A 13901-nucleotide genomic window follows, 5' to 3' on the forward strand; every position below is an offset into this window, starting at 1 on the left:
GCTATGTTCTATATATGTTCTTTCGCCTTGTCAAACGACTACTTCCATAGAAGATTGATTCCCAACATCAAATACCCGTTTATAGCGAGCAATCTCGTCCTCTGGTCCCATCGCCTTGTTCGGGTTGTCGGACAGTTTCACCGTCGCGCGTCCGTTCGCCTCGACCGCTTTGCAGACCAGTGAGAACGGGGCGAGGGCGTCGTTGGGGACGAGGCCGCGGAAATCATTCGTCAGCAGCGTGCCCCAGCCGAAGCTGGTGCGGACGCGGCCGGCGAATTGTTGGTGCAGTTCGATGATCTTGTCGGTGTCCAGCCCGTCCGAGAAGATGACCATTTTCTGGCTCGGGTCTTCGCCACGCTCTTTCCACCATTTGATCGCGATCTCGGCGCCCGTGGCGGGGTCGCCGCTGTCGACGCGGATGCCGGTCCAGCCTGCCAGCCAGTCGGGCGCGCGGTCCAGGAAGCCCTGGGTGCCATAGGTGTCGGGCAGGATGATGCGCAGGTTGCCGTCGTGTTCCTCGTGCCAGTCGGCCAGCACGTCGTAGGGCGCTTGCGCCAGTTCCGCGTCGTCCCCGGCCAGCGCGGCATAGACCATGGGCAGTTCATGGGCGTTGGTGCCGATGGCTTCGATGTCGCGTTTCATCGCAATCGAGCAGTTCGAGGTGCCGACGAAACGCTCGCCCAGCCCCTCGATCATCGCCTGCACGCACCAATCCTGCCACAGATAGCTGTGCCGACGGCGGGTGCCGAAATCGGCAAGGCGCAGCCCGTCCAGCTCGCGCAGGCGCTCGATCTTCTCCCAGATCCGGGTCATGGCGCGGGCATAGAGCACTTGCAGTTCAAACCGGCCCATGTCGCGCAGAACAGCCCGGCCGCGCAATTCCATCAGGACGGCAAGGGCAGGAATTTCCCACAGCATGACCTCGGGCCACGACCCTTCGAAGGTCAGTTCGTATTGGTCGCCGACGCGTTCAAGGTGGTAATCGGGCAGGCGCATCCCCTCGAACCACTCCATGAAATCCGAGCGGAACATCTGGCGCTTGCCATAAAACGTGTTGCCGCGCAGCCATGTGCTTTCCCCGCGCGACAGGCTCAGGGATCGGATGTGGTCCAGCTGTTCGCGCAGTTCGCCCTCGTCAATCAGATCGGCCAGCGGCACCGACTTGGTGCGGTTGATCAGGCTGAAGGTGACATTGGTGTCGGGCTTGTTGCGAAACACCGATTGGCACATCAGAAGCTTATAGAAATCCGTGTCGATCAGCGACCGCACGATAGGATCAATCTTCCAGTGGTGGTTATACACCCGGCTTGCGATATCCGGCATCTATGCCTCCAACGTCACGCCCGCCGCGCGCATATCGGCGCGGGCGGCATCCAGTGACCCGTCAAGATCAATTGCACGGCATGCGCGTTCCAGCACCGTTACGTCAAACCCCAGACGCGCGCCGTCGATGGCCGAATAGGCCACGCAGAAATCCGTCGCCAAACCAACCAGCGTCAGCTTTTCGACCCCACGCGTCCGCAGATATCCCTCCAACCCCGTCGGCGTGGTGCGGTCATTTTCGAAGAACGCAGAATAGCTGTCGATCTCAGGCCGGAACCCTTTGCGGATGATCAGATCAGCCCTGTCGCGGTGCAGGTGGTCGTGAAACCTGGCCCCGATGCTGCCCTGAATGCAGTGATCGGGCCACAGCACTTGGGTGCCATATGGCATCTGGACGGTCTGATAGGGGTCTTTCCCGTCATGCGAGGATGCGAAAGAGCTATGGCCCGCCGGGTGCCAGTCCTGCGTGAAGACTTTCACAGGAAAATCGGGCAACAGTTCGTTGATCAGGGGAATGATCTCATCCCCGTGCGACACTGCGAGCGCGCCGCCGGGACAGAAGTCGTTCTGCACGTCGATCACGATCAGGGCTTCATTTGCGTCACGCATGGGTGATCCTCCTTGAAACTCAATGGGTAAGGATCGCTTGGGGGCGGGTCAAGCAATTGGCAGGCTTGATCCTTTGAAAATAGGGGCGTATGCCGCCACTATGTATACGATTGCTGCACTCTATCACTTCACCCGTTTCGACAATCCGGCGGCCTTGCAGGCTCCATTGCTGGATGTTGCCCAGCGCGAAGGGATCTCGGGATCGCTTCTGCTGGCGCAGGAAGGCATTAACGGTACGATTGCCGGATCGCGCGCAGGCATTGACGCGATCCTGACCCATATCCGCGCCCTGCCCGGCTGCGCCGATCTGTCGTGGAAGGAATCCACGGCAAAGGACCAGCCGTTCGGCAAAATGAAAGTGCGCCTGAAGAAAGAAATCGTGACCATGGGGGTTCCGGATGTGGACCCTCGTGCCTCGGTCGGGCACTACGTGAAACCCGAGGATTGGAACGATCTGATCTCGCAGGATGATGTCGTGGTGATCGATACCCGCAATGATTACGAGGTTGCCATTGGCACGTTTGAAGGCGCGGTCGATCCGAAAACCAAAACCTTCCGGGAATTCCCCGACTGGTGGGAACACAACAAGGACCGGTTTCACAACAAGCGGGTCGCGATGTTCTGCACCGGTGGTATCCGCTGCGAGAAATCGACCAACTTCCTGATCAGTCAGGGGGTCGAGGACGTGTATCACCTGAAAGGCGGCATCCTTCAGTATCTTGAGGACGTGCCTGCCACGGATAGCAAGTGGGACGGAGCGTGTTTCGTTTTTGACAACCGCGTGTCGGTTGAACACGGGCTGACCGAAGGTCCACATGAACTCTGTCACGCCTGTCGCCGCCCAATCCTGCCTGACGATAAGGCTCGCCCTGAATACGAAGACGGCGTCAGCTGCCACCAATGTATTGATGAGTTCGACGAAGCCCGGCGCGACAGGTTCCGTGAGCGGCAGAAACAAATGGCTTTGGCCCGCGCGCGTGGCGAACGTCACTTAGGTCGGGAGGCATAGGCTCCGAACACCGCCCCAGAAACGGACGGTGCTGGATTGGAGGCGATCAGAGTCGGCTAACGTCAAACGCAGCGCCGGTCATCTGTTTTATCAAACCAAACAGCAGCGTGGCCGATGCAACCGAGCTTTCGGTAACCAGAACGGTGTCCTGATGATAGATCGGAAATTTTCCGGCGCTGAACAAACCGTCTGCTGTGGTCAGGTCGATGACGAACACGCTGCGCGTTTTATCTGGCCCTGAACTGTCAGACCGAACTGCTTTCGGCGAATATTCCCTTAGAACAAGAATGCCCTTTGGATTGGCCCGCAAATCGGTCAGGCCGCCAATCAATGACATCGCATCGAGTGCGGATATGTCGGCCGTATCGAATGGCACGATCGCTTCACGGCTGGCCGCCCCGAGCGAACGGAAGTAGCGATCATCCTTCTCTACCGCGACCTTGTCGCCTGGTAGCAACAAAGCATCGTATTGTGGGTTGGCCAGCACCTGCTCAAGCGGGCGGCGGTAGGTTGTGCTGCCGCGGATCAACTTGATCTGCGGGTTCAATATCTGTGCGGCAGGGCCACCTGCGGCAGATATGGCATTCAGAACCGTGAAATTCGGATCGTCGACCTGTATCGGACCGGGGCGATTGACACCTGAAACCATCGAGATGGTGCCGCGAGTTCCCTGTTTGACATTCAGTTGAACCTGCGCCGAAGGGATCACTTCTTCGTATTTCCGCTGAACCCGCGCCCGCGCGGCTGAATGTGGCAATCCTGCGATATGAAGCGTCCCGACGAAGGGCAAGAATATCGTCCCGGCTGGCGAGACCTGCATATCCTGCATACGAACGGTGTTCTGTCCGGGCGACGCCAGAAGCGAGTTCTCCTCGCTGTCCCAAACAACTACGTCCACAAGATCAAATGGACGAATGGGCTTGTCTGCCGCCGGGGTTCCGCGATTTGGCCACGAATAGGAACCGTTGGTGTTGGGGGCAGGCCAACGCGAGATCGAAGACAACGTTTCGCGAGAAACCCGATAGACTGCGATGTCAGACTGCTTCTGAGACTCGTTTCCGATGATCTCGCTCTGAAGCGCGCCGCCCCGTGGCAGGCCGCAACTTGCCATGCTCAGCAACAAAAGAGCGGTGAGAATAAAACGCATTGCGCCCCCGGAAACAGATCAATTTCTGGCGGCCACCCTATGCTGTGGGACCAAATGGAACAAGCCTTATTCTGGCATTTGACCTTGCCTGATACGGCCCCGCAACAGAGAATATTTCTGGCGCATTCATCGGCTTGGCAGGGGATCAATTTCCTATGATCAAAACCTTAGGTCATAACCGCCGCAACATCAGTGCAAACCACAATGCAGCGGTGCTTGCCCTCGTTTGCCGGTACAGCTTCATTCTTTTCAAAATACGCCAGCTTTTGCGCCGTCGCATGTTGAGCACTCGGCGAAAATCTTCCAACAGCAACTGATTTTCTGGCACGAACAGATGCGCGGACGCCGCAAGGGCACGTGCATTGAGTCGATTCCATTCGGCAAAATGGCCGCTAAGCAGCATTCCTATACGAGCGAGTTTCGCCTTGGTATTGTCGTTGGCGCCAATCTCGTTGCCATTATGCTGGCGATATAACAACGTTGGCTCATCGTCATGCACCAGATGACCACCAACACCCGCCAGAATTTGATAGGTCCACCAGTCATGAACGACCACTTCAGATGTTTCTCGGGCGGCCATGCTGACAAGTTCGGTGCCCGCAGCGTTGAGGAGAATGGTGTTTCCTGAAGCGACGTTCTGAACCAACGCATTGCGAAACCCCAAGGGGCGCGGCCTTGGGACGGAAAGGCGACGGCCCTCAAGGGCGTCATTGGTTATCCATGTCCGGCTGCAATACAACGCGGGCACATCACCGTCGAAGCCTTCCAGTGCACGTATGCTTCGCGACAGCTTGTCCGCAAGCCATACATCATCCTGATCGCAAAAGGCGACCCACGCACCATCTGGAGCATGGTCTGAAAAACGTCTGAGCAACGACATGAAGTTGGCCGCCGCCCCCTGTTGGGGGCCGTCCAGAATGGTCACCGGATGTCCTTCGGTTGCGAATTCCGTCAAGACCTTCCGCGTATCATCCTGTGACCCGTCATCGCTGACAATCAAAGACCAGCTATCGTGGTCCTGGTTGGCAATACTGGCCAGCTGCTCTTTAAGATTTTGGCCGCCATTATATGTCGCAAGCAGTATCGCAATATGGGGTGCGGACTTCATCAACGTGACTTCTTTTCAATCGGTTTCTTAGACGGACAATTGCGACAGATACCGCCCATAATCGTTTTTGGCAAAAACCTTTGCACGTGCTTTCAACTCGTCTTTCGTAATCCACCCGTTTGAGAAGGCAATTTCCTCAAGGCTACCGACTTGCTGCCCCTGCCGCTTTTCAAGTGTGCGCACAAAGTTTCCCGCGTCGAGAAGGCTGCCATGTGTCCCGGTGTCGAGCCAAGCATATCCGCGCCCCATCAGCTTTACCGACAGCAGGTCTTCATGAAGATACATCTCGAGCAAGGTGGTTATTTCAAGCTCACCGCGGTCGGACGGAACCACTTTCTTTGCCCGTTCGGGCGCCGATCCATCAAGAAAATAAAGCCCAGTCACCGCATAACTTGACGGAGGAGATAGTGGTTTTTCGATGATTACGTTTACCTTGCCTTCATCGTCAAACCCAACAACGCCATAACGTTCGGGATCGGCGACGCGGTAGCCAAACACGGTGCCACCCGTTTTCTCTTCGCAGGCTTCGGTCAGCAATTCCTGAAGTCCCTGTCCGAAGAATATGTTGTCGCCCAGCACAAGGGCAGACGGTGCGCCTGCAAGAAAATCCTCGGCCAGGATAAAGGCTTGTGCAAGTCCGTCAGGTGATGGCTGCTCAATATACGTAAACGACATACCCAGCTCGGACCCGTCACCCAACAGCCTTTGGAACTGAGATTGGTCCTGAGGGGTCGTAATGATCGCCACTTCGCGGATACCAGCCAGCATCAATGCGCTGATCGGGTAATAAATCATCGGTTTGTCATAGACCGGAAGCAGCTGCTTCGACACTGCCATTGTGATCGGATAAAGTCTTGTACCCGATCCACCTGCCAGAATAATACCTTTACGTTTCATCTTTGCGCTCACTTCCATCTCGCGCCGGCCTTAGCTGGCGTTTCTCAAATCATCCAGAACAATTGCCAACGACTTTTTCCAAGATGGCGCCTGAATACCAAACACTTTTTTCAAATCCGAACAATCCATACGCGAGTTCAGCGGGCGTGTCGCTGGGGTCGGAAACCTCTCGGTTGGAATACCGGTAACCGTTACCGCCCTATCTGCCTGCAAAAAAATCTCGGTCGCGAAGTCCTTCCAGCTTACAGCAGGCGTGCCGGAAAAGTGGAAAATGCCACCCTTCTGCCCGCTTGCCATAGCGTTCGCCATAACCAACAAAGCGCTGGCAATATCAGCTGCCGATGTCGGTCCGCCAATCTGGTCATCAACAATCTCAAGGGCGTCGCGTGTTTCCGACAGTCGAAGCATGGTGTTCACAAAGTTATTCCCGTGAGGGGAGAACACCCAACTGGTCCGCAAAATCGCAAAATTACCGCCTGCAGCGATGACCCCCCGCTCGCCTTCCAGCTTTGACCGCCCATACGCGTTGCAGGGGGCCAGCGGATCGGTCGGGGTCCAGGCTTTGTCTCCCAATCCGCTGAACACATAATCCGTTGAGATGTGCAGGAATGGAATGCCACGGTCAGCCGCGGCCTTTGCCATCTGTTCAGGTGCCCGCCCGTTCACGATCGTGGCAAGCGCTTCTTCCTGCTCGGCTTTGTCAACGGCCGTGTACGCGGCTGCATTGATCACAACGTCAGCATCGCAATCACGGATGATTTTGGCGCAGGCCTGAGGGTCGGAAAGGTCAGCCTCGCCTCGGCCTAAGGCATGAACATCAGCTTGCCGTTGAAGTTCAGTCGCGACTTGGCCAGTTTTCCCGAACACGAGGATCTTCATTTTAAAGCCCCTTTTGAAACGCAGGTTTATCCGGTCCCCAGCCGTTTGCCCACCCCGTCGCGGTTTTGAAGCGCGCGCCACCAGTCTTCGTTGTCCAGATACCATTGTACTGTTCTGCGCAATCCCTCTTCTATTGTCACCGAGGGACGCCAGCCAAGTTCGTTTCTGATCCGAGATGGGTCAATCGCATAGCGCGCATCGTGACCCGGACGATCCGCAACAAATGTAATGAGGTCAGAATAGGATCCGTTATCACGGGGGCGCAGTTCGTCCAGAATGCTGCACACCGTATTCACCAGCTCCAGATTGGTGCGCTCGTTCTCGCCCCCAATATTGTATGACCGACCAACTTCGCCGCGTGTGATTACGTTCAGCAGCGCATCGGCGTGATCCTCGACATACAACCAATCCCTGACATTTGAACCGTCGCCGTAGATTGGAAGCTCTTTACCAGCAAGCGCGTTCAAAATAACCACAGGGATCAGTTTTTCCGGGAAGTGGTAAGGGCCGTAGTTGTTCGAACAATTCGTTATGACGATCGGCAGGCCGTATGTTTCGTGCCACGCGCGCACCAGATGGTCAGATGACGCCTTTGATGCAGAATAGGGGCTGCGCGGATCGTACGGCGTGTCTTCGGTAAACAGTGCAGATTTGTCCTTAGGCAGCGAACCGAACACTTCATCGGTAGAAATGTGGTGGAACCGGAAATCAACCGGCTTGCCCTTACCGATCCAATAAGCACGCGCAGCTTCGAGCATGTTAAACGTGCCCGTGATGTTCGTTTCGACAAAATCAGATGGTCCATCAATGGATCGGTCCACATGACTTTCTGCTGCAAGGTGCATCACGGCATCGGGCTGGTGCTCTGAAAACACACGGTCAAGCGCGCCACGATCACGTATGTCGACATGTTCGAAAGCGTATGCCTGGCTGTTTGACACGCTGGCCACGTTTTCGATGCACGAAGCATAGGTTAGCGCATCAACATTCACCACTTCGAAATTCTTGTGGACTGCTTGTCGAATTACAGCCGAACCGATAAAGCCCGCGCCGCCGGTGATAATGAGTTTCATGCCAAAGCCCTTAATCAATCAGAATACTCCGTATCGCACCGTGGTCGCCGGAGCCATAGTATCGTGTATGAACATACCCTTGATGTCGAGGTGGCGCGTTACCGACCCGAAACAAAGTCGAACCCGCCAACGGTCAGGTCGATCTATTTTACCATAACTTCCCGAATAGCCGTGCTTGAGATGCGGGGGGTACGCGGAAGATATCGCACTTCGCAATACTGCTTGAGCTCATCGAACTTTCCCTCCCAATCGCTTCCCATTGTAAAAATATCAGCCTTGTATTTCTGGATGTCGTGGGTTTTCTGTTCCCAGGTATTCTCGGGTATAATCAAGTCCACACAGCGCAAGCTCTGCAGAAGCTTCTTGCGCGTCTGATAGTCGAAGTTTGCCTTTTTGCCCTTCGTCTCATTGAACTCATCCGAGGAGAGCCCAACGATTAGATAGTCACCCATGGCCTTTGCGCGTTCCAATAGCAGGATATGGCCATAGTGCAGGGTATCAAACGTTCCGTAGGTGATAACTCGCAAGGTTAGGTTCCTCTTTCCAGAGTGGTGGGCTCTTTCTTTGTTACTGCTCTTGAACCGTAGCGTTCAGAATATCAACCAACAGCCTCGCCGAACGGGCCGTGGAATACGCCGGGACTATATCCTTAAAAGCAGTGGCCCCCAAGTGCCGCCGATAATCGGTATCTGTGATCAGCTTCTCAAGCGCCGCATCCCAATCGTCCGGCGAATGCGCAATCATCGCATTGCGGTTGTCCTTGATGGCTTGGACATAGCTTTTGGCCGGCGATGCAATAGATGGGACACCATGCAATGCGGCTTGGAGGATTGTCGCTTCGCTTGCACAATCGTTGTAACGCACTGGTGCGAGCGGCGCCAAGTTGATGTCCATTTTTCTGAGCAGGTCGTGTAAATCCTGCCCCGTCATCACGTCATGCCTGACGATCCGTGGCAGCTCACAAGCCGTATGTTCCGCAGTCAGATCAGCGTCACCAATGATGTGCAATTCGGCCTGAGGATGCCTTTCCAAGACACTGGCAACAGCATCTCGGCATTGCGCGAAGTTGCCGGAGCATCCAGCACTTTCGACCATGTAAACAATACGGACCTTTCCGTCTTGCGAAGTACGGTCCGGCAGCTCGCTGTATCTGGTAACGCATTCGGAAGCGATGGAATTTGGAACAACATCAATTGGCTTGTCAGCATCTGGAAGAGTTTCGACCAAAGCATCATTGGCCACGATAACCTGATCTGCGGTGTCTATCATGTGTCGCACACGCTCTGATATCACCATAAAATCACTGGCATGATCCAGATGGCTCAAAAACCTGTCCGACTGGCGAAACTCATCAATATCGTGGATCAACTCGCCGACATCATAAATGATCCGCCCACCCTGCAACCTAAACGTTTCGCATATATCCAGCAGTTTCTCGTCTGCGGGCAATCCACAAACAATCAGCACATCGGATTCACGTAACCGCCTTGGCGTAAGCCGTTCTCGCGCTATCGCCTGACATGCCCATCCCATCTTGGGTAAATCACCTAGCAAGTTGTTAAGACGATGCTCATTTGCTCGGCTCTGCTTCGAAGGCATCACCAAACTCATTGATCTGGCCACTTGGGAGGGAGTTCTCCTGATCCTCCAAGGTGTTTTCGATCCTTCAAAGGTCTCTTTCACCCTTCTAACCACGCGTTGGGAATTGTTCGTGTCTGCATACTTGTGGAAGAATTTGACCTTCCAGTCATAGGACGCACGATCCAAATCCGAGCCCTGTGCCACCGACTTATCCAAGGCGTCTATCAGACCGTCGAAATCTGTGCAGACTGGTCCCGGGAAAACAAGCTCCTGCTCATAGAACAACCCACGTTGGCTGTTCGCATAGTTTGCCTGATCAAACGCAAAACTAATCACAGGACGGCGGGTTAGCATAAAATCGATGAAACAGCTGGAGTAGTCGGTCAACAACATATCAGCTTCCCGGTACAACAGCTCAATATCTGGGTAGTACCGTTCAGAAGCATCGAAGAAGCAGTCGCCCTGAAGCTGAGAGCTATACAATCGCGCTGTGTCGGCCATATGTTCGCGCACACCCATGACCATGTTGTGCTTGGTCAGCCACTTGGTAAGACGCTGAACTTCCTCATCCGAGAATTTATAGTATCCGTCCTTCTGGTCAGCACGAAAGGTCGGCGCGAAAAGTAAGAACTTCTTTCCGTCCAATTGGCCGCGCAATCGCCTGAGTCGGGGGTGAAAATCCGTGGGAAGGTCCGCTTCATCTGCCATGATAAAGTCGTGCCGCGGCAACCCCGTCACCCAGATGTCGTGATAGGTCAAAGGCCAGAAGGCCGCCGCCATAGCAAGTCGATCAACGTCCGACGCAGAGATGACCGATCGAAGCCGATTGCTCTCTCTTGCAGTGGACTTAAGAATATCCATGCGATCCAGTGACGTATAACCGATACGCTTTAATGGGATACCATGCCAAAGATTGAAAAAATTGTGTTGCTTGCTTGATAAAAAGTACCGGGCATTCGAGCGCACACCATGTCGAAGAAATACTTGCCGCGACCGCAGCAAGTAATTCTGACCCTCATAACTGTCCAACGGGGCGACAACGACGTTCACACCACCTACGTCGACATTGACGCTCCGTGTCAGGATAATTTTCTTTATCTTGGGATCGTTCTTGACGCGCTCGAAGACCGCACGTGTGTTATCCGAGAACAGATCGCTGTAGGCACAAACGGGAAATGCCCACCAGTGATCATATTTCGGCGTAATCCGATCTTTGACAAACACTTCTATGGAAGATCGTGACGATCGTGACAGTTTGTTATCTTGTGTCCCACGCAAGCTGGCATACAGCAGGTCAGCGTCGGATACCCGAAACAAGTTACGTTCAATGGCGGATAGATCGACATCTGGATTGGCACGTTCCACGCGCGCCTTCCAGCGGTAAAGCCCTTTTTGCTGATAATGATTGTTGCTCAGAAAGTATCGCTTGAGCAGCGGAAATCCTTCGTCAATCAGGTCAAAGGCGCGCATCGTGAAAACGGGTTGTTCCTTTGAGACGGACCCAACTAAGGTGTCAAACTCGTAACCCTTCCCGATCAGGAAACGTGTGATACCAATCTCATACTTGCGAATGATATTGAGCTTGTTCTCTTCCTTCTCGACGGTGTCCAAGATGCGTCGAAAGCCCGGATCGTTGATAACGTCCTTTCGGAACGCCCAGAAATACGACCCCAAAAGGAAATCATACGTCGCATCGTTTTCAAAATCCGTAAGGTGTTGTTCTTTAATCTCGGAAATCGGGATCGGTGCACCTTCTGGGATCTTGTTCTGGTGCATGGTCGAAATCATGCCCTTGGTTGCCTGAAGTGACCACCATGCGCAGGGGCGTTTCGACATCTTTTCAAATGTCTCTTGCAACGAATGCACCAAGTAACAACTATCATTGGCCAGGATGAGCTCGTCATAGGTCTCGACCACATCCCAACCGACCAGATCACGCGCCAGAATGGAATAAGACCCAATGTCATATTTTCCATGCTGCCGCGCCCAGGCCCCTTTGACCAAGCCATCCAACTTCGTCAATTCCTGCGGGGCAATCTGGCAATCCGCAAGGTAGTAGACATCCGCGAACTTGGACAAATCACGCAAGTAAGTAACGACGGTTTCGTCGACCAAGCCATCAGGATCATAGGCGGCGAAAAGACAGATCCGTCGGGGCGTCTTGCCAAGTGGCTTCGAATATTTCTGGTCAAATAAAACCGGAACCGGTGGTCGGGTCAGGTATCCCTTTGAAGCTCCTACCCGATTGTAATGCTCCAGTGCATTGGCGTTTTGATCAGGTGTCCCGAGCAGATAAGTCTGGGTGTACCAACAAAGGTCGAAGTCCAATCGCGGATTACACAGGTTTCTATATCCATCTTTCACGAAATGATCGTGGCCCGAGCTGCCCGCTGATTGTGCGTCGCGGTGGGTTTTCAAATAGAAACGCTCGTCAACAGGGGTTTCCCAATCACTTTGGGGTTTGCTGGATCTGAATATATAGATCTGACGATTAAGAACCTTGCGACCGAAATTCAGTGCTTCACCCGACCTGTAAAGGGCAAATAGACGAGTAAGGTTCTTGAGTAGTTTCATGACAGGCGGCGGGTCCATGGATATTGACCATATCTATGCGTCTCTATGGAGCAATCAGATATTGGTCAACTATCGAGCAACCGGGATAGTTGGATTTGCTGTTCAGCTGCGGCAGGATAAAGCCCGACAAATTCGGAGCATATCGTCCAGGTCCGCATTGAGTAGGTACCGTGAAGCTCGGTTCCAGCCACGATAAATCTGGTATTGGTTTGCGGCAAAGACTGCGGCATGCATTAGTCAATTGCGGCATAACCAGTCACAGGAGGAGCATGAGTGACGAGAACAGAAGTACGATCTGAAAGCAGGTTCACGCCTGCTCTTCACTCTGCGCGTATAATCTACCTGACTGCTGATGAATGCTCAGATCGTGGCAACAACAGGTTGTCTCGCCCCGGCAGAAAATCCTGTTTCCCTGTTTGGCGGGTTGGATAAGATGAATCGTATTGTTCTACATGTCGGCCCCGAAAAATGCGGGTCGTCTTCAATTCAGAACGCCCTTAGCAGCGGCTCTGAAAAGCTGGACGAAATAGTCCATGCAGTAAAGCTGGTACCGGATGATGTACGGAAACTGAACACGGATAGCCCAGCGCAAGAAGACATCGCCCGTTTCCGGCAGATCATCAAAGGCGCGATAGCTGCGCATCCCGGAAAAACGTTGGTTTTGAGCCATGAAATGATGTTCAAAATGACGAACGTATTGGTGCACCTTTCAAATATCTCTCACGAGTATGCCGATGAGGTGATCGTGATAGCGTATATCAGGCGGCAATCGGACTTCCTGATCTCTTCGTTCAGTGAGTTTCTATTCCGATCGCCCAAACGGATATCTGAAACGGCCGAGATCTTAACCGATAACGGTATTGACCCCTCGCTTTTCTGGGGTGTCGAACGTCATCTGATCGCGGCCATTCTTGGTGGGTGGAAAGTCGGACGACAACTTAGCGGTCATCTCTACCTAAACTGGTCCAAGAGCATCCCCAAAAGAACTGCGGCGCTGGCTCCGACAGGCGCGAAGGTGTCTATTGGGGTTTTGCCAAGAGCCGGGTTTAGCATGCCCCTGATTTCTGACTTCCTAAGCCGCGCAGGCCTTGATCCGGAAGCGGGCGCTGAGGTTGATCGTGTCAGGAACCCGTCATTCCACCCAAGTTTGATAGAGGCTGTGGTCAACGCAATCGAAGCTGGTCACCCAATGCCGGGCCCTCATGAGGCTAACGACTTCTTCGACCTCATCAATTCTCCTGAGGTTCAGACAATTGGCCCAGAAGCACCGTTCGTCACGCTTCTCAAAGCTCACATAGATACGGTCTTTGAAAAACGGAATGTAGAACTGGCAGGGGCCTTAAACCTTCCAGCGGACTATTTCGTGCCTGATGAACGTATTGATTTACCAACGATCCGCGCAGAGATTGATCGCGAAGCCAACATACGCGCGGCGATCCCCGAACGTCTGCGGGACCGAGAACGTGCCAGCCGAGCGGCATTGGCGCAAATGGTCTGGGCGGCGTACCAGATGCAATCTGACCAAGAGAATTTCTCAACCAGAATAAAGCGCTTCGTAAAAACGCGCTGGGGTCGCGGATGATTTCCGCCGCCCCGTGTGAATCAGACCTGCCAGCGACAGGATCAGACGTGTTCGTTGGATGGCGGGGCACCAACAGTCACATCCTTTAGAGCGTTCCAAGCATGTATAACCGCAAGGTT

The 13901-nt window shown here is 54.0% G+C and carries 11 protein-coding genes; 2 read left to right on the plus strand and 9 right to left on the minus strand.

What is annotated here, in order from left to right; genetic code table 11:
• Positions 1–30: 30 nt before the first annotated feature.
• Positions 31–1323, minus strand: a complete 1293-nt coding sequence (gene pncB / locus J3R80_RS13505; RefSeq protein WP_275394312.1) for a nicotinate phosphoribosyltransferase — start codon at positions 1321–1323, stop codon at positions 31–33.
• Entirely contained in the window at positions 1324–1932 is a 609-nt protein-coding gene (pncA, locus tag J3R80_RS13510) for a bifunctional nicotinamidase/pyrazinamidase (protein ID WP_275394313.1), read from the minus strand. It lies immediately after the preceding gene.
• Positions 1933–2032: 100 nt separating this feature from the next.
• Here pncA and J3R80_RS13515 point away from each other — a divergent pair, with 100 nt between their 5' ends.
• Entirely contained in the window at positions 2033–2941 is a 909-nt protein-coding gene (locus J3R80_RS13515) for a rhodanese-related sulfurtransferase (RefSeq protein ID WP_275394314.1), read from the plus strand.
• Between the two features lie 46 nt (positions 2942–2987).
• Here the strand turns inward: J3R80_RS13515 and J3R80_RS13520 are convergent, their stop codons facing one another.
• From J3R80_RS13520 to J3R80_RS13550, 7 genes are all read right to left on the minus strand, one after another.
• Positions 2988–4088, minus strand: a complete 1101-nt coding sequence (locus J3R80_RS13520) for a polysaccharide biosynthesis/export family protein (RefSeq protein ID WP_275394315.1) — start codon at positions 4086–4088, stop codon at positions 2988–2990.
• 172 nt (positions 4089–4260) lie between these two features.
• Positions 4261–5196 (minus strand): glycosyltransferase family 2 protein, encoded by a 936-nt coding sequence (locus tag J3R80_RS13525; protein WP_275394316.1) that lies wholly within the window; start codon positions 5194–5196, stop codon positions 4261–4263.
• Between the two features lie 27 nt (positions 5197–5223).
• Positions 5224–6093 carry a glucose-1-phosphate thymidylyltransferase RfbA gene (rfbA, locus tag J3R80_RS13530; protein ID WP_275394317.1) on the minus strand — a complete coding sequence of 290 codons (870 nt, stop codon included), beginning with the start codon at positions 6091–6093 and terminating at the stop codon, positions 5224–5226.
• Between the two features lie 30 nt (positions 6094–6123).
• Complete coding sequence (rfbD, locus tag J3R80_RS13535; protein ID WP_275394318.1) at positions 6124–6972, minus strand: dTDP-4-dehydrorhamnose reductase; 849 nt, start codon at positions 6970–6972, stop codon at positions 6124–6126.
• Between the two features lie 26 nt (positions 6973–6998).
• A complete protein-coding gene (rfbB, locus tag J3R80_RS13540; protein ID WP_275394319.1) occupies positions 6999–8045 on the minus strand; it encodes a dTDP-glucose 4,6-dehydratase in 1047 nt (348 codons plus the stop codon).
• A gap of 143 nt (positions 8046–8188) precedes the next feature.
• Positions 8189–8572, minus strand: a complete 384-nt coding sequence (gene tagD, locus J3R80_RS13545; RefSeq protein ID WP_275394320.1) for a glycerol-3-phosphate cytidylyltransferase — start codon at positions 8570–8572, stop codon at positions 8189–8191.
• 40 nt (positions 8573–8612) lie between these two features.
• On the minus strand, positions 8613–12218 hold the full coding sequence (locus J3R80_RS13550; RefSeq protein ID WP_275394321.1) for a CDP-glycerol glycerophosphotransferase family protein: 3606 nt from the start codon (positions 12216–12218) through the stop codon (positions 8613–8615).
• 334 nt (positions 12219–12552) lie between these two features.
• Between J3R80_RS13550 and J3R80_RS13555 the strand changes: the two genes are divergently transcribed.
• Complete coding sequence (locus tag J3R80_RS13555; RefSeq protein WP_275394322.1) at positions 12553–13782, plus strand: hypothetical protein; 1230 nt, start codon at positions 12553–12555, stop codon at positions 13780–13782.
• Positions 13783–13901 lie beyond the last annotated feature (119 nt).

This window comes from Aliiroseovarius sp. Z3 (assembly GCF_029105185.1).
Classification (GTDB): Bacteria; Pseudomonadota; Alphaproteobacteria; order Rhodobacterales; family Rhodobacteraceae; genus Aliiroseovarius.